Here is an 18,500-nt window from a genome sequence, read left to right as displayed (position 1 = left end):
CCGACCTCCCGAAAAACCATTCCGGAACTGTCAGGCATGTCTCCGAACATCTGTCAGGTATGTATCCGGGCTTTACACTTGACCCTGGGATCCATGCGGCTGGCACTGCGTGAAGGGCAATCGCCCACCATTCCCTGTTCGAGAGCGGCCCTGGGCTCTGACGGGGAGAAGCGACGTGCCTTGCGAATAGAGGGATCGCGGCTTGTCTCTTCTCCCCGCAGGCGGGAAGAAGGTGGCAGCAGCCCCATGAAAGGCTGGTTCGCCGACCTTCTCCTCGTCCGTCAAAGGGCGGCTTTGACTTTCTCGGCGACATCGGCCGGCACCCATTGCGACCAGATGCTTTCGTCTTCCTGGAGGAAGTGCTTGGCGCCGTCCTCACCGGTCGCCTGGTTTTCCGTTTCCCAGGCCATGAGCTTGCCGACCGTGTCGTTGCTCCAGCCGCGCTTGCCGAAATAGGCCATGACTTCGGGGCTGGTGCGATCGGCGAATTTCTTGGTGACGACGGTCATCACCTTGTCCACCGGCCAGTCGGCGACCTTCGGATCGGGGCAGGCGAGGTTGGTGATGCAGCGCTTCCATTCGACGGCGTCAGGCGCGCCGTTCTGCTTGAGCTTCACCATTTCATATTTCCCGAGCAGAGCCGTCGGCGCCCAGTAATAGGTGATGAAGCCTTCCTTGCGTTCATAGGCCTTGGCGATGGCGCCGTCGAGGCCGGCTGCCGAGCCCGGGTTCATCAGATTGAAGCCCTTGTCGGCGGCCTTATAGGCCTTGAACAGCTGCGTCGTGACGACAGTCGCTCCCCAGCCTTCCGCACCGTTAAAGATCACGCCCTTGCTCGAGTCTTCCTGATCGGGAAAGAGTTCGGGATGGGCAAGCGCATCCTCGACGGTCTTGATGTCGGGATGGGCGTCGGCCAGATATTTCGGGATCCACCAGCCCTGAATGCCGCCATCGGGAAGGGCCGGGGCGCCGAAGACGATCTTGCCTTCCTGGACGCCGCGCGGAACGATTTCGGGAAGCAGGTCGACCCAGGTTTCGGACGAGACGTCGGGCTGGCTCTTCTCCACCATCGATGTCGTGGTCGGAACCGTATCGCCGGGCACGGTCTCGACCTTGCAGCCGTAACCGTTCTCGAGGATGAATTTGTCGACGAATGTCAGGACTTCGGCGCTCTGCACATTGTGGACGGCAAGCACGACGTCCCCGCATTCGGCCGCATGCGACAGCGATGCGCCGCCGGCAAGGCCGGCCAGAAGACATGTGGATGCAAGCAATTTTTTCATTTTCGTTCCCCTGTTGTGCGGCGTCGATCAGACAGGGCGCCGCGTTCCCTGTTTAGACGTAGCTGGCCACCGGCGCTCCCAGCGCTTCGAGGCGGGGCGTGATTCCGAGGCCCGGTGCGGCGGGCGCGGTGACGCGGCCATTGCGCACCTCGAAATCGCCGTCGGCGGTTTTCAGCGTGACCATGTCCCGGCATTCGAGCACGCAGCGCAGGTTCTTTGCCGGAACGGTCTGGCCGAGATGGACGATGGCCGCAAAGGCCACATCCGAACCCGTCGTTTCCTGGACGCTGACGGTGTAACCGGCGGCAACCGAGATATCGCGATGACGGCGGCCGCGGGTCAGCCCGCCGTTCTTGGAGATCTTCAGGCCGATGCCTTCGGCTCCGTCGTCGCCGACGAGCTGGGCAATCGCCGCATCGTCCGTCGCCAATTCGTCGAAGATGATCGGCACATCGGTGCGCCGGCGCAGCGACATGCATTCGCGCCAGGTCGAGCAGGGGGCTTCGAGCACGAAATCGAGCCCGGCCGGCAACAGCCGCAGCATGCGAAGCGCGGTCTCGACGGTCATGCCGCCATTGGCATCGACGATGAAGAATTCGCCCGGCCTCTTGTCGGCGAGCGACGCGGCAATTCTGGCGGCATCGACCGCCGGATCGTCGCCGATCTTGACCGAATGGGCGACGTAACCCATCTGGCGATGCTCTGCGACACGCCGGCGCATATCGTCCGGGTCGCCCATATAGATCGACGAGATCACCGGCATCTTCACATCGGTGCGCCCGCCGAGCAGCTCGCAGACGGGCAGGCCGACCGACTTGCCGAACAGATCCCAGCAGGCGACGTCGAGGGCGGTCTTGGCGTGCAAATGCCCGAGCAGCGCGCCGTCCATGGTGTCATTGATGCGATCGACCCGGCGCGGATCGAGCCCGATCAGGCTCGGGGCGATTTCCGCAATGCCGGCCCGCACGCCGAGCGCGTGAGACGCGATATAGGTCGATCCGAACGGCGTGCTCTCGCCCCATCCTTCCAGGCCGTTCTGCGCCGTGATCCTGACGATCGTCGCATCGAAGCTGCGGTATTCTCTCCCGCCCGACAGGTGATAGACGCCGCCCCGATAGGGCAGGTCGACCTGGAAGACATCGATTTTTTCGATTTTGAGATCGCTCATGTTCTTGTTATCCGGCCTGATATCTATTGTGGGACGACTTCTATTCAGGAATGACGAGGACGAGCTTGCCGGCGATGCGCTTCGACAGGAAATCCCGCTGCGCCTCGACAATGTCGCTCAACTTGTAGCTCTTGCCGACGAGCGGCCTGATTTCGCCGCGCTCGACATAGGCGACGAGGTTTTCGAAAACGACATCCTCCTGGAAGGTGCAGCCGAAGAAGGTCAGGTCCTTGAGATAAAGGGTTCTGACGTCGAGCTCGACGATCGGCCCGGCGATGGCGCCGGCAACGGCGTATCGCCCGCCCTTTTTCAGGACGTCGAGCAGCTCGCCGAAGGAAGGGCCGGCGGCGACATCGAGGACGACGTCGACCACCTCCCGGCCGAGCCCGGCGACGATGCTCTCGCCGCGCGCAAGGATGCGGTCGGCGCCGATTGCCAAGAGCTGCTCGGCCTTGTCGGGGCTGGAGATCGCCGTGACGATCGCGCCGCGGCGCTTTGCCAGCTGGATCGCCGCCGAGCCGACACCGCCGGAGGCGCCGGCGATCAGCACGTGCTCACCGGCACGGAGGGCCGCCCGGTGCAGCATGCCCTCGGCGGTCGAATAGGCGCAGGGCAGCGATGCCAGCTCGACATCGCTCCAATCGCAATCGATCCCGTAGGTCTCGCGCGACGGCGCCACCGCATATTGGGCAAAGCCGCCATCGCATTCCGAGCCGAAGGTCCAGCATTCGAACGGCCGATAATCCGTGTAGGAGCGCAGCATGTTGCGCACCAGCACCCGCGCGCCGATCCGGCCGGGATCGACATTCTCGCCGACCGCGACGATGCGTCCGCAGCAATCGGCGCCTTGGATCCGCGGAAAGGCCATCGGCACGCCGGACCAGCTGGCGTCGGCATCCCGCGCCGTGTCGAAACCCCTTGCCGCGCCGCTTTCGGTGCCGCCGGTCACCGCCTTGGAATACCAGCCGATACGGGTGTTGATATCGGTATTGTTGACGCCGGCCGCCGCGACCCGGATCAGCACTTCGCCGGCTTTCGGCCGGGGCACCGGAATGTCTTCACGATATTCCAGTTTCTCGAAACCGCCATGGCCGGTGAGAAGGACGCCTTTCATCCGCTCGGGAAGCGCCTGCGAGGCCTGCTTCGACTTGGTCGTCTCGATGTTCATGCCTGTTTTGGACCTCGAAAAAACTGCCGCTCAACGCGCAGGCTCCATGAAAGCGGCAGGGAAGCCCTGAAGACAAGGCACATAAAAATCCGCTCTGCCTTGAGCTGAACTCAAGACTGGGTGAAAAGGCTGCGCTATTATGCGGCAATATCAACATCACTTCTGCCGGCAGGCGCCGGGAATAGGTGGGAGAAATCAATGGTTCGCCGCTTCTATGGTCTGCCGTCCCTGACCGCCCTTGCCACTTTCGAGGCCGCCGCCCGCCACGGCAATTTCACCGTGGCCGCGGCCGAGCTCAACGTCACCACCGGCGCCGTCAGCCGGCAGATCAAGTCGATCGAGCAGGAAATCGACGTTGCTCTTTTCGTGCGCACCGGCAAAGGGGTGATGCTGACCGCGCCCGCCGAGGAATTATACCGGGCGCTCGCAAGCGGGTTCTCCAGGGCATCCGATGTCGTCAATTCGATCAAGCAGGGAAACAGCGCGCGCAATGTGACGCTTGCCTGCAGCGACGTGTTCGGAACGATGTGGCTTATCCCCAGGATGCCGGATTTCTGGCGGCGCTTCACCGATATATCGGTCGATCACCTGATCACCGACAACGTCAGGAACCTCCGCCGTTCCGAGGTGGAGCTCCGCATCCGCTACGGATCGGGCAAATGGATCGACGAGACGGCGGAACTCCTGTTCGACGACTGCCTCTATCCGGTCTGCAGTCCGGCTTTTGCCGAACGCCATGCCGGCGCCTCGGCCGCCGATCTTGCCGACCTGCCCTTGTTGAATGTCGAATGGGTCGAGCCTGATTGGACCGGCTGGGAAGAGGTTCTGTCGCGCGGCGGCGTGCCGTATCACGCCGCCAGCGGAAGACGGTTCGGCAAATTCAGCGTCGCGCTCCAGGCCGCCATGGCCGACCAAGGGCTGGTCGTTGGATGGCACCGCATGGTCGCACCCCTGGTCGAAAAGGGGGATCTGGTGCGCTTCACCGATCTCGTCGTTCCCGATCCCGGGGCCTATTATCTCACCTGGAACAGCAACCGCGAACTGCCTCCCGCCGCCCTGTTGCTGCGCGACTGGATCAGGGGGATCGCCGAAGAGGAAAGAAGCGTGCCGATGCCTCGCGGCGGCGCCTCTTCCTGAATAACCGTCTGCGTGGTCGGTTTGCTGTCTCTAGCCCACCGGCTCCGGCTTTCGATCTCAGGCTGCAGAAGTTGAGCAAAGGGTTACGCAAAACAAAACAGGCGGCACTCGGGCCGCCTGTCTTCACATTCCGGACAAATCGTCCGTTATTTCTGTTCCGGCGCCAGGAACTCGGCGCAATAGGACGGGCCGCCGACGCCGGGAATGTCGGCGACCGTGCGGATGTCGCGGATCGTGTAATCGGAGCTGGTGGTGATTTCGGCCTGGCAGCGCAGATAGGCGGTGCGGGCCGCGGAAATCTGCTTGCCGCGCTTGCCGTCGGCGCCTTCGGCATATTTTGCCGGAATGCGCACGGTCTTGTAGCCGCCGCGCCAGGTATAGACGGTGGTGGCGCCTTGCTCGCTGTCACTGATCGGCGGCCCGTAGGCGGCAAAGAAGATGCCGGCCGATTTGCCGACCCAGCGGGCCTCGATCGGATTGCCGGCGGAAGGAATGGTCGTGCATCCGGCAAGCCCAATTGCAAGCCCGGCCGCGGTCATCGTGCGGAGTTTCATCGTGTCGTCCCTGATCTCTAGCGCATTGGCTGCGACGCCGCTTTTGCCGCGGTTTCGCCTGTCCCGTCGAGCCCTTTAGCGCGGAACCCGGCAAAAGAAAATTGCCCCTTTGGCACTTCCCGACGATTTGCTCCGGGTGTGTCTTTTTGCTGCAGCAGCCCACCGACGGCCCTGTCATCAACCCGTCAAAAATTCCGCCGGTTTTTTGGAATTTGGTGCTTGTGCAACCAGATAGGCTGTTCTATAGAAGCGCCGCTGGTCACGGAGTGTAGCGCAGTCTGGTAGCGCACCACGTTCGGGACGTGGGGGTCGAGTGTTCGAATCACTCCACTCCGACCAGCTGTAACCCTCCGAAAATTAGGGTTGCTCATCTTTCCCGAATTCTCCGCTGACGAAAACTGACGGCAACGATCATTCCGGCCGGAACGCGGCGGGAAGGTCGACAGCAACATCAAGCGGCTGGAAATGCCGCAGGTTTTCCGTAATGACGGTGAGGTCGTAGGCCCGCGCGGTCGCCGCGATGATGAGGTCGCCGAGACCGGGATGACGACCTCGGCTCTCGGCTTCATCTTCCAGAGCGCCGGCGATGCGCGCGACTACGGTATCCATCGGCAATATCCGATCGCCGAAACTGTCGGTGATGACGTCCAGCCATGTCGAAAGGCGCTTTGCCCGCTCGATCCCGCCGCGACGGTGAAGGCTTCGCATTCCCTTCTCGATCTCCGCGACGGATAGAGCCGACAGAAACAGGCTATCGGCTTTGCCCTGCTCATGAAACCATGCCCGCACCGGATCGGATGGCGGCGCCTTGCCGGGCGCGAACTTCGAAATGATGTTCGTGTCGAGCAGGTAGGCGGTCACAGATCGATATCCCGCATTTTCGACGGGTTGCGTTCCAGCTCGACCCCGCCGGGGAAGGTCAACAGGAAATCCCCGAAATTCGGCCGTGGCTTCTTCAAAGCCCTTTTCGCCGCCTCGGCCGCTTCGACGGACACAAGCACGGCAGCGGGCTTTCCGTGCCGCGTGATCGTCACGAATTCCCCGTTAGCTGCTTCATCCACCAGACCGGCGAAACCGGCCTTTGCCTCTGCCACGCTGATTGTCGACATCACTACCTCTCGTCTTAAATGACCATATATGGTCAAACTAGGTGGTGGCGCCGGTGAAATCAAGGGCGCAAGACGGCTTCTTCAACCGGAACGAGTCCCAAAGTGATTCGTTGACTCGCGTTCCGTGTGAGATACTGGGCCATGAGCAAGCGACGACGTTTCAAGCCGGTGAAGATCACCATCAATGGCAAGACCAGGACCGTTTACAACGTCGTCCAGGCCGGTAACACCTTGCTGAACGATTGGCCGGAACAGACGCCGGCGGCCAAGGCTGCCGAACTGCTTGTGCTCGATGTCTTCAACGATGTTGCCGAGCCCGAGCAGGTGCGGCGGGCCTTCATTACCGCGGCGAAGGCGAGCGACATCAAGTTCAGTTCCTGAGCGGCGGTATTGGCAAAATCCCTGGCTTATTTCCATGAGACCTGCTCCTGGCGGCTGAGATCCTGATCCTTGAACTGCGTCTCCATCCAGGCGGCCGTAACGATTGCGGCGAGGAAGCCGAAGGCGAGGCAGGCGGTCGCCTGGGTCCGCCAGGAGACGAAGGTGACCGGCGCCGGGGCGGTGGGCTTTTCGGCGCATGCGCCGGGCGGGCAGGCGCAGCCGGAAAAGGCTTTGATCAGGCAATCGCTCATGATGGCTCACCTTTCACCGTGTCGATGGCGGCGAGGATCTTCTGGTGAAGCGGGCAGCCGCGATCGTCGCTGCCGTCGAAAAAACGTTCGGCCTCCATCAGCGCCGTCAGGAGATCGGGCGCCCCGGCGGTGAAGCGGGTCTTGGCACGGATCTTTTCGGTTGCTCGGGCCTGTCGGCCGGCGGGACGGGACGGGCTCTCGGTCGATGGCTCGGATGTGGGATAGGCGGCAGGCATCGCAGCTCTCCTCAGGCGTAAAGCTGATCGGTATCGGTCATGCCCATAATCTCCCGGGCATAGCGGTAATGCGCCTCGACGGAGGCGCGTGCGCCGCGCAGCCAGGAGGGGCCGCGGACCGCGTGTTCGGGACGGCGCAGGAAGGCGAAGCCGAGGGCGCCCATGCGCTGGGCCTCGATCGCCATATAGGCGCTGCAGTCACCCAATCCGCGCACCCCATTCCAGCGGGCGTCGCGCTTGCTCTCCTCGGTCTCGATATTGCGGATGTGCTGCATCGCCCTGTCCTCTGTCTGCCGGATCGGCTTCAGAGGGAAAGGTATATATCATACCCAATCGCGTCAATCGGAAAAGGTATAAAAAATACCTCAACAGTTGACGGGGTACGAATCGTAGGCGTATGTCTGGATGCAGTGATTGGGCGACCGGGTGCAACTCCCGAGCTGACGAAGCCCAGCGGCGCGGGAAGCGAAAGTCCTTAAGTGCGCTGTCAGAAAATCAGGACGAGGGCGAAGCGAATGGCCCCTCTGGCACGTGTCCCATCCCGGCTCCGGCCTTCAGGACCCTGGCCAATGCTCTCCCGGCTTCATGGGCTTTGCTCATGGGGTAGGGGGAAGCTTTGGCCGGAACCCTCCCTCACCAGCCTTCAGGAACGAAGACAGAGAGATAGAATCAAAGCCTATCTTGGAGTCTGATGTTAGGAGAAAAAGGAGGTCGGTCATGCGCAGCGAAATCGAAATCGCCGACGAGGTGATCGAAGCTTGGGATCGTCGAATTCGATGATCCATCTGCCGAAGGGCATGGTTCCCGCAGTCACGCGTTCCATGCTGGCGGTGGCGAGGCGGGTGCGCGAATGGCAGCCGGAGCTTCCGCAATTTGTGGTTTCAGAGGGTGAATCGTCCCGATCATGATCCCGGCGGGGATCGGCGCGCCTCAGAGCAAAATTCTACAGGCCGTACATCTCCCGCGCGGCGCTGAAGGCGAGAAGCAGCACTGCTAGCGTGACGATATAGAACCAGATTCTGCCGGCGCGCGAGGAGGGGCGGATCATATTGGTTTTCCTATTGAATTTTGGCCTTGAGCGCTCGTCCCTACATTTCGATGATCGATCGGCGGACGCGGCCGACGATGGTGACGGCGCCCTGGAATTGCGGCGGCGGCACGTCCTCGTAGGAGGCGGGCTGGAAGGGCGGGTCGTCGTTCGGGCGGTAGCGCTTGTAGGTGGCGGCGCCGGTTTCGTCGGCGACGACATAAAGCGCGTTCGGCGCCAGGCGCTTGTCGCGCAGATTGACGAAGATGATCGAGCCCGGCGGCGAGATCTTGTTCATCGAATTGCCTTCGACCTCGAGCGCGATCCATTCGCCATCGGGAAGATCGAGCGCGGCCACCGTCGGGAATTCCGAAAAGTCGGTGATCGGCGCCTGCTCGCTCAGCTGGCCGGCGCTGACCCAGGAGATCTTCGGCACGTCGGCGACAGCGACGGGCAGTTCATCCGGGTCGAGCGCATTGCCGGTTCCGAACTGCAGCCAGTTGAGATTGACCTTGAAGGCGCGGGCATACTTCTTTGCAACGGCAATACCGAAGCCGTTGCGGCCGGATTCGTGCGCCTTGTAGACGTTGACGTTCCAGCCGAGCCGATCGACGATCGCCTTCGGCCCGGCAAAGCCGGCGTTCTTCCTGGCCATGACCAGCCGCTTTGCGCGTTCTTCGCGCTCAAATTGTTCCTGATCTTTCAACATGATATAAATTATACCCTAAAAAAAGGTATATGTAATGCCCTATTGCGCTTGACAGATCGGGTATTAATTATACCCTAATGCCCATGAAACACAGCGAAACCATCCATAACGGCTCGGGCCTTTCCCGCGAGATCCGGCGCTGCGGCGCCCGCTACAGCGGTTGCCCGATCTGCGCCAAGGCGCTGTCGATCGCCGAGGTGATCGAGCGCCACTGCGAGGCCTGCGGCCGGCCGACGCGCCCGAAAGAGATGCGGGAGATCTTGCCCGTCGCCTCTGCCATCACCGATCCCGACGGCGTCACCCCTCCCTGACGGCGATCGGCGGCCGGCGTCGTCGCCTCCCTCGGCGACGCCGGCATCTTAATCCCCTCGGGCCGGCGGCCCACAGACGAACGGAGCCTTGGCTCCCGCAACCGCTTCGGTGGCAATGGCGAGCCGCGCTCGAAATCGAAAACAAGGATGAAACGAATGAACGCGCTCGAGCTCTTCCGCACCGGCCGGGACTATATCGAAATCGCAGCCATCCTCGGCATGTCGGTGCCGTCGGTGGAAAGCGAAATCCACCGGCTGCGAAGCGCCGAGAAGGGCGATACCGCGGGGCAGGATCATGCCGGTTCGGAGCCCCGCCGGTTTGTCCGCCGTCCCCTCAAGCCGGGCACGCCGGTCAATTTTGCCGGCGGCCGGGTTTGAACGAGACGGCGGGTTTGAGGCCGGCGATGCCGGCCGGGAAAGGAAGACGCATGGCGAAGGCAACAATCGACAAGGACATCATGGACATCCTCGGCCCGGTGCTGGGGGAGGAGCTGGCGGCGGCCGTCATCGAACATCGCAAGCGCACCCTGAAGCGGCCGCTGACGGCTTATGCCGCCCGCATCCAGGCCAGGGAATATCTGCTGACCGGCGATCCGGCCGGGGCCGCCGAGATGCAGATCTTCCGCGGCTGGCAAGCGATCAAATGCGACTGGTATCTCAAGGAGAAGGCGCGGGAGGCTCAGTCGATCAACAGCAGCACGAGAAGGACGACAGTCGATGCCGCAAGAGATTTCCTCTCCGGTGAAGATCATAGCGGGGATGCTTTCGGGTTTCCCGGCATCCTCAGGCACTGATCCCGACATGCAGATCCGCGCCTATCTGCTCGCCATCGACGGCATCCCGCTGGAGGCGGTCTGGCAGGCGGCCAAGCTCTTCATCGCCGGAAAGGTCAAGAACCATAACCGCGCCTTTGCCCCGAGCTCAGCCAGTTTTGCCGAGCAGTGCCGCCGCCAGCAGGCGGTCATCGAGGCGCAGAGCCGCCCGCGCCTTAAGCCGCAGCCGGAGGCGCCGCAGCCGAAAGTCGCGGCCTACAAGATGCAGCTGCTGCGCGACGCGGCGAACGGCAGCCGCAACGCCCGGCGGGAACTGGCGAAGATGTTTCCCGACAACCCGATCATTGCAAAAGCCGCACGGCACGAGGAGGCATTGAGGTGAGAGGCCTATTCTGGACGGAAGACAAGATCGTCAAGGCGCAGAAGCTCTGGCAGGAGGGGCTCTCGGCAAGAGAGATCGCCAACCTGTTCGGCTCGAAGAAGAACACCGTCATCAACATGGCGCACCGCAACCGCGACAGGTTCCCCGCCAGGCAGGATGCCAGGCATCCGCCGCCCGAGACGCGTGAGGCGAAAGCGCCGGTCCGCCATCCCGACCGCGTGACAAGGGTGACGCTGTCGGGCGCCCATGTGACGATGCCGCGCGTGCCTTCTATCGATGGGTATCCAGAGCCATGAGCCCGGCCATCACGAGCAACGTCACCCCCCGCGAAACCGAAATCATCGGCTGGATGGCGGCGGGCAAGACCGCGGCCGAGATCGGCACCATTCTCGGCATATCCCACATCACGGTGAACACGCACATATCAAACGCCAAGGCGAGACTCGGCGTCTTTAAGGATACCGCACTTGTCGCCGCCGCACTTCGCAACGGCATCATTCGATAGAAGGACAATCAGCATGGGTGGCAAAGCAGCCAAGGTTAGGACACAACGGGCAAACAAGGGCGCCGGCCGGCCGCGCAAGGCCAATGTCGAGCGGTTTCCCTGCGGCAAGATCAAGCCTTTCGAAACCGAGAAGGACAATATCAGCGTGGCGGTCGCCGCCCGCCGCCGCATCCACGGCTTCGGCCGGACGGTGGCCGACGAGACGGTCAAAAGCCCGTTTGCCGGTTACACGCTCGGCCGCATCTTCCTCGACGGCCTGATATCGGCCGAGCAGCGCCAGGCCGGCGACGATTATGCCGAGGTCATGGCCCGCTACCACAAGACCACCGGCATCCCGGCCCCGAGCCCGAGGGCGCAATCGCTGTTCGCCGTCAAAGGCCACGAAGGCGAGGTGACCGAAACCCTCGCCGACCGCGCCCGCAAGGCCAGCAACCGCATGATGGCGCTGCAGGCCATCCTGCTGCGCTGCCAGGACGGCCCGCAGGTCAGAAGCACGGTCTATAACGTCACAGTGATGGACTACGCACATCTGCGCCAGATGCCGCCGCAGCAGCTCTTGTGGCTGCGCCGCGGGTTGACGGCGCTGCGGGGGGCGAAGGGTGGGTGATGGGCGGGGCAATGCTCGTGGGTGGCTCCCCCAATCGACGACCCTGTCTCTGCTTAATTCGGCATATGGAACGTCGGAACTTTTTACGCTAACCCTCCGGCCTGAGCATTGCTTCTGCTGTAGGACTTGCAAATGAACGATCTTGAGCTGTCGCCGGAATTCCACGTCGAATTTTCCAGAGGAGGAGGCTCGGATTCGGGTTGCATCAATCATGTCACGCGGCACCGGAGTGGGGGCTGGATCACCACTCATGTCGGACGTTTTTTCATCACTGACGCCAGGATTCCGGCGGAATGCTTTTTCCCGCACAAGAGATTGGATTTGTTTGTGAGCGATAAAAAGCTCGTTTCCAAACCGGAGTGGCTTGCCGGGATTTTGTTTGAAGCTTTGAGAAAGCGGGGCGCGATCGACGAGCCTGCATGGGTGGAATGGCATGGTGCCAAGCCGCTTGATGGCAAGGCTTACGGTGACGTCTTCGACTTCGATTGATCGCATTTTTTGACAGGAGGAGATTCGCCCTTCCTCCGTCCTCCTCACTATTTGTCTCCCAAGCTCACCCCAAGCTCCGTCCTCCTCGGGCTTGACCCGAGGATCCACTTTCGCCTCCATCAGGAGCGGGCATGGGTCCCAGGCTCAAGGCCTGGGATGACGGAGGGTGGGGCGCGTGTTTTCGCCAAACGCCCTGCCGATCCGGCCGGAGAGCTGAGGCGGAAGCCCGGGCCGTCCCTCAGTAGACGTGGCGACATAACCGACAATGAGGAAAGGCCTGCCGTGCGGCCGCCGGCACGGTGCCAACGATGATCAGGAACCCGGCCGAGGCTAAGCCTTGCCCAGATGCTTCGGCCAGAATTCCCGATGCACCTCGGCGGCTTCGTCTTCGAGGGTGGGGCCGAGCACGGTGACGGTGCGGGCGCCGGTTTGCAGCACTGCCCGGCTCGGCACGTTCAGGCCGATCCCGGCGATCTCGCCGAGCCGCGCTTCCGAGCACGCAAACACCATGCGACCGATGCCCGACCAGTAGATCGCCCCGGAACACATCGCGCAGGGCTCGGTGCTGGTGTAGAGCGTACAACCGGCGAGAAAGGCAGTGTCGTAGTGCTGTGCCGCCAGTTTGATCAGGTTCAGCTCGGCGTGGTTGGTCATGTCGTGGCCGGTGAAGACGCTGTTTTCGGCGCGCAGGATGACGTCGCCGTCCTTTACCAGCACCGAGCCAAACGGTTCGTCGCCGCGTTCCATCGCGGATTTCGACAGCGCAATCGCCTCGCGCAAAAACGGCTCGTGGTTTTCCATCGGCGTCTCCCCGAAAGCTGAAGCATGTCGCGCAAAACTGTTCCGCGGTTTTGCGGCAACGACATGCGTAAAAACAAAGAGCTAAAGCGCAAGGAGCTGATCTCGATCGCGACGCGCTTTAGAGCGGGACGATTGTGTCTTGAATCGGAGAGATTTCCAAGGGGCGGCCCATCCGATGAGCTCGGCGATCCGGCCGCAGGGCCGTTGCGGAGATCGAATTTTCTCATCGAGAGTTTGCAATCGTCTTGGCACGTGGTCGCCGATCATCCCCGAATGCGTTGCTGTCCTTGCTCCAGACGTCGCCCCACGCTCCGTCCTCCTCGGGCTTGACCCAAGGATCCACTTTCGCCTCCGTCAGCCGCGGGCCTGGAATGACGGAGGTTGGAGGCGTCTTGGCCGCATCCCCAGGGGTTCCGTTGCCGAGGGCATCCGGCGCGGCACGCAGTCGTCGCTGTCGTCATCGAAGGCGCGGTGGTTGTCGGTTTCGATCGCGGAAGGGAGGCGTCCGCTGCGTGCCGCACGAGTGCTGGTAGCGCGGCATTCTTACGCGTCCTTTGCCGCCACTATACCAATCCGTAAGAATGCAGCCCAGCCGTTCCCACCTTACGAAAATGTATAATCCGGGCGAGGTCCCCGTGAGATTTGCGGCGCAGGCTTGGCGCAGTCATTGCCAAGTCGAGGCCAGTTTTCATGAATATGCGTGCCACACCTGCCGCCCTTATGCCGGCGATCCATCCGGTCAGCCTGCGGCTCGATACCTATCTGATCAATCTCGACCGGGCGCCGTTGCGCCGGTTTCGTATGGAGCGGCTGCTGACGGATTTCGGCCTTGCCTTCGAGCGGGTGGCGGCCGTCGATGGCGCGGTCATCAGCCTGCCGCATCCGGGCTTCGACGAAGCGGCCTATCTCAGCCGGCATGGCCGCCGGCCGAACCCTTTCGAGATCGGCTGTTATCTGAGCCACGTCGAATGCGCCAGGCGGTTCCTGGCCGGCAATGCCGAATTCGCGCTCATTCTGGAAGACGATCTCGACTTCGACGACGATCTGACCGAGCTGCTCGACGCCGCCCTCGAACACCATGAGCGTTGGGACATCCTGCGGCTCTCCACCGTCAATTCCGGGAAAAAGCACAGGGTGGAGACGCTGACGGCGTCGCGCTCGCTGGCCATCGCGCTGACCCGCGAGAAGGGGTCCGGTGCCTATCTCGTCAACCGCAAGGCGGCGGGGTGGATTACCGGCGCGCTTCTGCCCATGCGCCTGCCCTATGATCTCGCCTTCGATCTGGAGTTCGATGCCGGGCTGAACGCCTGTTTCGTCGATCCGCTGCCGGTCAGCCAGAGGGCGGATTGTCATTCTCAGATCCAGGCAGGCCTGTCGGCCTACCGGCTTGGCCGCCGCCGGCCCTGGAGCGTGCTGCCCTATCGCACGGCGGCCGAGATGCGCCGGTTTACCCGCCGCTTCCGCCGTCTCGCCGCGTGGCGGATGAGCGGTGGGGACCGCTCCTCGGAATGAATGGCTGGGGCAGCTCCCCGGGGGAGCGGTCAGGACCGTTCACTTGGCGTGAGCGGTTAACACCGCTCACCCCGGGTTGAACGGTTAGGACCGTTCAGCCGGGATTAGTGGAAAGGCGATCGACAGGGTGAGGCCGGGGTGATTGTCGGCCATGCTGATCTCGGCCGAATGCAGGTCGGCGATCGCCTTGACGAGGCTGAGCCCGAGCCCGCTTCCGGGCGTCGTGCGGCTCTTGTCGAGCCGATAGAGGCGCCGGAACACCTTGTCCCTTTCGCCGGCGGGAATGCCGGGGCCGGTATCGGCGACCGAGACGATGGCGCGGCCGCCCCGGCAGCGCAGCGCAACCGTGATATCGGTGCCGTCAGGGCAGTGGTTGATCGCGTTCTCCACCAGATTGGCGATCATCTGCATCAGCAGATCGCGGTCGCCCCGGATGAACGCCGGACAGCGCTCGGTGATCCTCAGCGATTTCCGTGCATCTTCGGCGACATCGGCATAGACCTCGGAAATGACGGCGAGCACGGCGTCGATATCGGTTGGCTGGAATCGTTCCCTGCGGGCGCCGGCCTCGATCTGCGAGATGCGCAGCAGCGCCTCGAAGGTGGCGTTGATCCGGTCGCTCTCGTGCCTCGCCTCGTCGAGCAGCGTCGAAACATCCGCCTGCCGGTCATTTCCCGCCACCGCGGCATCGAGGGTCAGCCGCAGCCTGTTGAGCGGCGTCTTCAGATCATGGGCGATATCGGCACTCACCTGCCGCATGCTCTCGACCAATGTCTGCAGCCGCTCCAGCGCCGCGTTGATCTGGATCGCCACCGTATCGAGATCGTCGCCATTTCCGCTGACCGGAATGCGGGCCTGCAACTGGCCCTGGGCGACGTCGTTCATGGTGAGCGCCACCCTGTCCAGCCGCGCCTGGGCGCGAACGGCGAGAAACACCCCGCCGCCGATCGCCGTCGCCACGACGATCGCGGCCGCCCATTCCAAGCTCACCTGCACGATGCGCAGCATCTCGTCGACATCGTTGAAGTTTTCGGCGACCACCAGGCTGTAGGGGCCGATCGTCGACACCTGCATCCGGTAGCGTTCATGGCCCTTCAGCCCGACATCGCTTGACGTGACGGTGTGGACGCCGTTCGGCAGGCGCGGTGCGGCGAAATTGCCGGCGAGCTTTTTACCGGCCTGGTCGGTCAGCGAATAAAGCCCGTCGGAGGTCGACTGGAAGCTCGCATAATTGTTCAGCGTGCTGACGAGATCCTCGGTGTCGCCGGGCTGGTAGGTCGAGACAACAAGCGAATTCATCTCGCCGAGCGACTGATCGAGATCGCGGCCGAGGCCGAGGCGCAGCATGTGATAGATGATGGCGCCGCTGAAGATGAAGGTGACGACGAAGAGCACGCCGAAGGTGACGGCCAGCCGGAACGGCGTGCTTCTGCGCAGGCTGGAGAATGATGCCGAAAAGTGTGCGCGGTTTTCGGACGACATCATGCTCTTACTCTTTAAATTGCGAACAGGATTTGAGATTTTCAGGCCGATGGGCCCGAAATCATCCTGTTCGAGGCGCATGCAGGCTGTATCCGGTGTTGCGGATCGTATGCAGGAGCTGGGCCTGGAACGGCTTGTCGAGCTTGGCTCTCAGCCGGCTGATATGGGTCTCGACGACGCTGGTCTTCGGATCGAAGTGGAAATCCCAGACGCGTTCCAACAGCATCGTCCTGGTGATCACCCGGCCTTCACAGCGCATCAGTACCTCGAGCAGGGTGAATTCGCGCGGCTGCAGCTCGATCACCTGCCCGGCGCGGCGCGCCTCGCGCCGGATCAGGTCGAGCTCGAGATCGGCAACCTTCAAGACCGTCTTCTGCTCCTGCACCGGCGGCCGGCGGCCGAGCGCATTGACCCGCGCCATCAGCTCGGAAAAGGCAAAGGGCTTGACGAGATAATCGTCGCCGCCCGCCTCCAGCCCCTCGACCCGATCGTCGACGCCGCCGACCGAGGTCAGGAACAGCGCCGGCGTACCGACCTTGGCAGCCCTCAGTGAACGCACGATCGCCAGCCCATCGAGGCCCGGCAACATGCGATCGATGACGAGAACATCATAGGCCTCGCGCTGCGCCTGAAACAGCCCGTCACGGCCGTCGCCGATGACGTCGCAGACATGGCCGGCCTCGGAAAAGCCCTTGGCGATATAATCGGATGTCTTGGTATCGTCCTCGATAAGCAGGATTCGCATCGGCCCGATCGCTTTCGGCATGCCTGGAGCGGTCAGATCTAGCCGAGGGAGCGGCTTGGCCGCAACTTACGGATTGGTAAGGCGAGGGGTGGGGATCCACGTCGGTCTCCATCAGGACGAGGCATGGATCCCAGGCTCATTAAGGCCTGGGATGACGGAGGGTGAGGGATGCTTTGGCGCAATCCACTCAGGCCCCGATCAGCTGGTGATCCGCGGCGCGCTGACGATCTTGCGGAACAGGGCCTCCATGGCCTCTTCGATGCCGTCGGTGGGACTGACCGCGAAATAGAAGCCGGGGCTTGCGCATTCTTCCATTTTCGTGGCGATTTTGGTCTCGAAGGGCTTGACCCAGTCCTTGTAAAAACTGTTGTCGGGCAGGGGCAGATAGGTCGTATAGAGGACGGCGACCTTGATGCCGCGGTCTTTGAGCTTCTTGCAATAGCTCGTGTCGATCGGCTCGATGCAGCGTCCGCCGTTTGCGCCTTTCGGGCTGGTGCAGCCGGCCGGCTTGTAGCTGTCGCCGACGCCGTCAGCGACGAAAAAGACGATCTTCTGGCGATCGGCATTGCTGGTGCCGGTGCCGATCGTCCCGGTGATTTCGCCTTCGATCCCCTTCAACGCCTCGTCAAAGCTCGTCTGCTGGTCGTTGTAATAGTTCTGATAGGGAATGCTCATCAGTTTGATCATGTTCGTTGCGTCTGCCACGGCGCCAAGATCATAGTCGAGGTCGGAGACCTTGAAGAGCTTGGCGGCTTTGGCGTCCTGCGCGGTCTTGCCGAACGTATAGGCAGCCACCCGGAACTGGCTCGGCATGGACTGCGTGTCCTCGGCCTTGGCCATCAGGGCTTTGACGGCAGCGGCGACCACGTCGATACGGATGGTCACGCCATTGTTGCGGGCGACGTTGTAATAGCTGTTCTTGTCCTCGACGCCCTTTTCGGAAACGATGTGGCATGCGAAGGCGCAGTTCTTATCCTTGCCGCCATCATGGCCGTTTGCCGTGGCCTTTTTCATCGCGGCGATGTCGTCGGTGGTGGCCCCAACGCCCATCGACGGGGTGTTGTCCAAGAGCATGAAGAAATCCATGTAGGACGGCGTCTCAAACTGGGCGGTTGCCGTGCCGCTCACGGCGATCTCATCAAATCCCAGCACCTGCATGAAGGTCGTGGGCATCGTCGCGTTGAAGGTGACGGTCGAGCTGAGCGTGCCGCCCTTTTTCTGAACGCCGATGTCGACGGTCACCGGCACGTCGCCCTGTTTTTTGGACATCTGCGAAAAGAAGATCTTCTCGGCTTCGGATTTTCCGAGCGTCAGCGACCCGTCGCCCGCCATCGTATTGGCCTGCGTTGCCGCCTGCGACGTCGGTGTAATCGATCCGACGGCTGCCGCGTCCGCAGCCGCATAGAGCTCGGTGCGAAGCGACAGGGCGCTGCCGAAATCAACGGCGGTGCCGGCCGCCCCCAGCAGGGGAACGACAAGCAGCGCCGTCATGATTCCGAAATTGCCGGATCGGTCGAAGATGAAACGATGCAACATACAAAGACGGCCTTCCCGTGGTGGCTGTGTCACAACCCGATCGCGATGCGGCGATCACTAGCAGCGGAACTTAAACCAAAGGCAAATACGTCTGGTTGTGTTCTAACTAAATTGCGCGGGAATTCGCGGTCGCCATCATCCGTGCCGCGGTCGCGTTCGCTTTTCAATTGGAGGAACGGCACGGGAGGCTCGCATGCCGGCAGACCTTGATCTCCAGTTATAAGTTTCTGCCAAAACCTTATAACGGATTGCCTTGCGAGTGCGTCCGGCAGCCTCGCTCACCGCGGTCATGGATCCCAGGGTCAAGTGTAAAGCCCGGATACATACCTGACAG

The 18,500-nt window shown here is 62.4% G+C and carries 25 protein-coding genes and 1 tRNA gene; 12 read left to right on the top strand and 14 right to left on the bottom strand.

The features are described from left to right. Positions 1-281: 281 nt before the first annotated feature. From CO666_RS32555 to CO666_RS32545, 3 genes are read right to left on the bottom strand one after another with little or no spacing between them, the layout of a single operon-like run. A complete protein-coding gene (locus tag CO666_RS32555; protein ID WP_097616012.1) occupies positions 282-1,283 on the bottom strand; it encodes a glycine betaine ABC transporter substrate-binding protein in 1,002 nt (333 codons plus the stop codon). Positions 1,284-1,335: 52 nt separating this feature from the next. Continuing rightward, positions 1,336-2,451: a mandelate racemase/muconate lactonizing enzyme family protein gene (locus CO666_RS32550; RefSeq protein WP_097616009.1), complete on the bottom strand. Its 1,116-nt coding sequence runs from the start codon at positions 2,449-2,451 to the stop codon at positions 1,336-1,338. Between the two features lie 40 nt (positions 2,452-2,491). Continuing rightward, on the bottom strand, positions 2,492-3,619 hold the full coding sequence (locus CO666_RS32545; RefSeq protein WP_097616006.1) for an alcohol dehydrogenase family protein: 1,128 nt from the start codon (positions 3,617-3,619) through the stop codon (positions 2,492-2,494). A gap of 198 nt (positions 3,620-3,817) precedes the next feature. On the opposite strand from CO666_RS32545, the gene CO666_RS32540 reads away from it, so the two are divergent. After that, a complete protein-coding gene (locus tag CO666_RS32540; protein WP_097616003.1) occupies positions 3,818-4,756 on the top strand; it encodes a LysR substrate-binding domain-containing protein in 939 nt (312 codons plus the stop codon). Positions 4,757-4,902: 146 nt separating this feature from the next. Here the strand turns inward: CO666_RS32540 and CO666_RS32535 are convergent, their stop codons facing one another. Further along, a complete protein-coding gene (locus CO666_RS32535; RefSeq protein ID WP_097616002.1) occupies positions 4,903-5,310 on the bottom strand; it encodes a hypothetical protein in 408 nt (135 codons plus the stop codon). Between the two features lie 262 nt (positions 5,311-5,572). On the opposite strand from CO666_RS32535, the gene CO666_RS32530 reads away from it, so the two are divergent. Continuing rightward, positions 5,573-5,649, top strand: a tRNA-Pro gene (locus CO666_RS32530). A 72-nt stretch (positions 5,650-5,721) separates the two neighbouring features. Here CO666_RS32530 and CO666_RS32525 read toward each other — a convergent pair. Further along, positions 5,722-6,171 carry a type II toxin-antitoxin system VapC family toxin gene (locus CO666_RS32525; protein ID WP_097615999.1) on the bottom strand — a complete coding sequence of 150 codons (450 nt, stop codon included), beginning with the start codon at positions 6,169-6,171 and terminating at the stop codon, positions 5,722-5,724. Further along, a complete protein-coding gene (locus CO666_RS32520) occupies positions 6,168-6,419 on the bottom strand; it encodes a type II toxin-antitoxin system Phd/YefM family antitoxin (protein ID WP_003546085.1) in 252 nt (83 codons plus the stop codon). The genes CO666_RS32525 and CO666_RS32520 overlap by 4 nt, the downstream gene beginning before the upstream one ends. Positions 6,420-6,560: 141 nt before the next feature. Between CO666_RS32520 and CO666_RS32515 the strand changes: the two genes are divergently transcribed. Next, on the top strand, positions 6,561-6,800 hold the full coding sequence (locus CO666_RS32515; RefSeq protein WP_097615996.1) for a DUF982 domain-containing protein: 240 nt from the start codon (positions 6,561-6,563) through the stop codon (positions 6,798-6,800). 26 nt (positions 6,801-6,826) lie between these two features. Here CO666_RS32515 and CO666_RS32510 read toward each other — a convergent pair whose 3' ends face one another. The 4 genes from CO666_RS32510 to CO666_RS32490 all read right to left on the bottom strand — a co-directional run bounded on the left by CO666_RS32510 (position 6,827) and on the right by CO666_RS32490 (position 9,023). Further along, positions 6,827-7,051, bottom strand: a complete 225-nt coding sequence (locus CO666_RS32510) for a hypothetical protein (RefSeq protein ID WP_097615994.1) — start codon at positions 7,049-7,051, stop codon at positions 6,827-6,829. Then, on the bottom strand, positions 7,048-7,287 hold the full coding sequence (locus CO666_RS32505; RefSeq protein ID WP_097615992.1) for a hypothetical protein: 240 nt from the start codon (positions 7,285-7,287) through the stop codon (positions 7,048-7,050). The genes CO666_RS32510 and CO666_RS32505 overlap by 4 nt, the downstream gene beginning before the upstream one ends. 11 nt (positions 7,288-7,298) lie before the next feature. Next, positions 7,299-7,562: a hypothetical protein gene (locus CO666_RS32500; protein ID WP_097615990.1), complete on the bottom strand. Its 264-nt coding sequence runs from the start codon at positions 7,560-7,562 to the stop codon at positions 7,299-7,301. Between the two features lie 813 nt (positions 7,563-8,375). Continuing rightward, positions 8,376-9,023 (bottom strand): S24 family peptidase, encoded by a 648-nt coding sequence (locus CO666_RS32490; protein ID WP_097615988.1) that lies wholly within the window; start codon positions 9,021-9,023, stop codon positions 8,376-8,378. Positions 9,024-9,106: 83 nt separating this feature from the next. Here CO666_RS32490 and CO666_RS32485 point away from each other — a divergent pair, with 83 nt between their 5' ends. The 8 genes from CO666_RS32485 (at position 9,107) to CO666_RS32450 (ending at position 12,090) form a co-directional block, all read left to right on the top strand. Beyond that, complete coding sequence (locus CO666_RS32485) at positions 9,107-9,334, top strand: hypothetical protein (RefSeq protein WP_245436914.1); 228 nt, start codon at positions 9,107-9,109, stop codon at positions 9,332-9,334. 156 nt (positions 9,335-9,490) lie between these two features. Beyond that, positions 9,491-9,712, top strand: a complete 222-nt coding sequence (locus tag CO666_RS32480) for a sigma-70 family RNA polymerase sigma factor (RefSeq protein WP_097616021.1) — start codon at positions 9,491-9,493, stop codon at positions 9,710-9,712. 50 nt (positions 9,713-9,762) lie between these two features. After that, positions 9,763-10,128 carry a hypothetical protein gene (locus tag CO666_RS32475; RefSeq protein ID WP_097615986.1) on the top strand — a complete coding sequence of 122 codons (366 nt, stop codon included), beginning with the start codon at positions 9,763-9,765 and terminating at the stop codon, positions 10,126-10,128. Beyond that, positions 10,094-10,489, top strand: coding sequence for a hypothetical protein (locus tag CO666_RS32470; protein WP_097615984.1), 396 nt, complete (start codon positions 10,094-10,096; stop codon positions 10,487-10,489). Before CO666_RS32475 ends, CO666_RS32470 begins: the two co-directional genes overlap by 35 nt. Next, positions 10,486-10,785 (top strand): GcrA family cell cycle regulator, encoded by a 300-nt coding sequence (locus CO666_RS32465; RefSeq protein WP_097615982.1) that lies wholly within the window; start codon positions 10,486-10,488, stop codon positions 10,783-10,785. Before CO666_RS32470 ends, CO666_RS32465 begins: the two co-directional genes overlap by 4 nt. Then, on the top strand, positions 10,782-10,994 hold the full coding sequence (locus CO666_RS32460) for a response regulator transcription factor (protein ID WP_097615980.1): 213 nt from the start codon (positions 10,782-10,784) through the stop codon (positions 10,992-10,994). The genes CO666_RS32465 and CO666_RS32460 overlap by 4 nt, the downstream gene beginning before the upstream one ends. A gap of 13 nt (positions 10,995-11,007) precedes the next feature. Continuing rightward, entirely contained in the window at positions 11,008-11,601 is a 594-nt protein-coding gene (locus tag CO666_RS32455) for a hypothetical protein (protein ID WP_097615978.1), read from the top strand. 132 nt (positions 11,602-11,733) lie between these two features. Next, positions 11,734-12,090 carry a hypothetical protein gene (locus tag CO666_RS32450; RefSeq protein ID WP_097615976.1) on the top strand — a complete coding sequence of 119 codons (357 nt, stop codon included), beginning with the start codon at positions 11,734-11,736 and terminating at the stop codon, positions 12,088-12,090. A gap of 330 nt (positions 12,091-12,420) precedes the next feature. Here the strand turns inward: CO666_RS32450 and CO666_RS32445 are convergent, their stop codons facing one another. Further along, positions 12,421-12,891, bottom strand: a complete 471-nt coding sequence (locus tag CO666_RS32445; protein WP_097615974.1) for a nucleoside deaminase — start codon at positions 12,889-12,891, stop codon at positions 12,421-12,423. 690 nt (positions 12,892-13,581) lie between these two features. Between CO666_RS32445 and CO666_RS32440 the strand changes: the two genes are divergently transcribed. Continuing rightward, positions 13,582-14,403, top strand: coding sequence for a glycosyltransferase family 25 protein (locus CO666_RS32440; RefSeq protein ID WP_097615971.1), 822 nt, complete (start codon positions 13,582-13,584; stop codon positions 14,401-14,403). Positions 14,404-14,487: 84 nt separating this feature from the next. On the opposite strand, the gene CO666_RS32435 is transcribed toward CO666_RS32440, so the two are convergent. The 3 genes from CO666_RS32435 to CO666_RS32425 form a co-directional block, all read right to left on the bottom strand. Further along, positions 14,488-15,888: a sensor histidine kinase gene (locus tag CO666_RS32435; protein ID WP_179869796.1), complete on the bottom strand. Its 1,401-nt coding sequence runs from the start codon at positions 15,886-15,888 to the stop codon at positions 14,488-14,490. Positions 15,889-15,946: 58 nt separating this feature from the next. Then, positions 15,947-16,630: a winged helix-turn-helix domain-containing protein gene (locus CO666_RS32430; protein WP_097616015.1), complete on the bottom strand. Its 684-nt coding sequence runs from the start codon at positions 16,628-16,630 to the stop codon at positions 15,947-15,949. 198 nt (positions 16,631-16,828) lie between these two features. Continuing rightward, positions 16,829-18,166 carry a TadE/TadG family type IV pilus assembly protein gene (locus tag CO666_RS32425; protein ID WP_097615969.1) on the bottom strand — a complete coding sequence of 446 codons (1,338 nt, stop codon included), beginning with the start codon at positions 18,164-18,166 and terminating at the stop codon, positions 16,829-16,831. Positions 18,167-18,500 lie beyond the last annotated feature (334 nt).

It is taken from the genome of Rhizobium chutanense (assembly GCF_002531935.1).
GTDB classification, from domain to species: domain Bacteria; phylum Pseudomonadota; class Alphaproteobacteria; order Rhizobiales; family Rhizobiaceae; genus Rhizobium; species Rhizobium chutanense.
This window is presented reverse-complemented; position numbering and strand designations above follow the sequence as displayed.

Excerpts from the sequence above, each read along its gene's own strand:
- CO666_RS32555 (WP_097616012.1), bottom strand. The coding sequence starts at position 1,283 with ATGAAAAAATTGCTTGCATCCACATGTCTTCTGGCCGGCCTTGCCGGC.
- CO666_RS32550 (WP_097616009.1), bottom strand. The coding sequence starts at position 2,451 with ATGAGCGATCTCAAAATCGAAAAAATCGATGTCTTCCAGGTCGACCTG.
- CO666_RS32545 (WP_097616006.1), bottom strand. The coding sequence starts at position 3,619 with ATGAACATCGAGACGACCAAGTCGAAGCAGGCCTCGCAGGCGCTTCCC.
- CO666_RS32540 (WP_097616003.1), top strand. The coding sequence starts at position 3,818 with ATGGTTCGCCGCTTCTATGGTCTGCCGTCCCTGACCGCCCTTGCCACT.
- CO666_RS32535 (WP_097616002.1), bottom strand. The coding sequence starts at position 5,310 with ATGAAACTCCGCACGATGACCGCGGCCGGGCTTGCAATTGGGCTTGCC.
- CO666_RS32520 (WP_003546085.1), bottom strand. The coding sequence starts at position 6,419 with ATGTCGACAATCAGCGTGGCAGAGGCAAAGGCCGGTTTCGCCGGTCTG.
- CO666_RS32515 (WP_097615996.1), top strand. The coding sequence starts at position 6,561 with ATGAGCAAGCGACGACGTTTCAAGCCGGTGAAGATCACCATCAATGGC.
- CO666_RS32510 (WP_097615994.1), bottom strand. The coding sequence starts at position 7,051 with ATGAGCGATTGCCTGATCAAAGCCTTTTCCGGCTGCGCCTGCCCGCCC.
- CO666_RS32505 (WP_097615992.1), bottom strand. The coding sequence starts at position 7,287 with ATGCCTGCCGCCTATCCCACATCCGAGCCATCGACCGAGAGCCCGTCC.
- CO666_RS32500 (WP_097615990.1), bottom strand. The coding sequence starts at position 7,562 with ATGCAGCACATCCGCAATATCGAGACCGAGGAGAGCAAGCGCGACGCC.
- CO666_RS32490 (WP_097615988.1), bottom strand. The coding sequence starts at position 9,023 with ATGTTGAAAGATCAGGAACAATTTGAGCGCGAAGAACGCGCAAAGCGG.
- CO666_RS32485 (WP_245436914.1), top strand. The coding sequence starts at position 9,107 with ATGAAACACAGCGAAACCATCCATAACGGCTCGGGCCTTTCCCGCGAG.
- CO666_RS32480 (WP_097616021.1), top strand. The coding sequence starts at position 9,491 with ATGAACGCGCTCGAGCTCTTCCGCACCGGCCGGGACTATATCGAAATC.
- CO666_RS32475 (WP_097615986.1), top strand. The coding sequence starts at position 9,763 with ATGGCGAAGGCAACAATCGACAAGGACATCATGGACATCCTCGGCCCG.
- CO666_RS32470 (WP_097615984.1), top strand. The coding sequence starts at position 10,094 with ATGCTTTCGGGTTTCCCGGCATCCTCAGGCACTGATCCCGACATGCAG.
- CO666_RS32460 (WP_097615980.1), top strand. The coding sequence starts at position 10,782 with ATGAGCCCGGCCATCACGAGCAACGTCACCCCCCGCGAAACCGAAATC.
- CO666_RS32455 (WP_097615978.1), top strand. The coding sequence starts at position 11,008 with ATGGGTGGCAAAGCAGCCAAGGTTAGGACACAACGGGCAAACAAGGGC.
- CO666_RS32450 (WP_097615976.1), top strand. The coding sequence starts at position 11,734 with ATGAACGATCTTGAGCTGTCGCCGGAATTCCACGTCGAATTTTCCAGA.
- CO666_RS32445 (WP_097615974.1), bottom strand. The coding sequence starts at position 12,891 with ATGGAAAACCACGAGCCGTTTTTGCGCGAGGCGATTGCGCTGTCGAAA.
- CO666_RS32440 (WP_097615971.1), top strand. The coding sequence starts at position 13,582 with ATGAATATGCGTGCCACACCTGCCGCCCTTATGCCGGCGATCCATCCG.
- CO666_RS32435 (WP_179869796.1), bottom strand. The coding sequence starts at position 15,888 with ATGATGTCGTCCGAAAACCGCGCACACTTTTCGGCATCATTCTCCAGC.
- CO666_RS32430 (WP_097616015.1), bottom strand. The coding sequence starts at position 16,630 with ATGCGAATCCTGCTTATCGAGGACGATACCAAGACATCCGATTATATC.
- CO666_RS32425 (WP_097615969.1), bottom strand. The coding sequence starts at position 18,166 with ATGTTGCATCGTTTCATCTTCGACCGATCCGGCAATTTCGGAATCATG.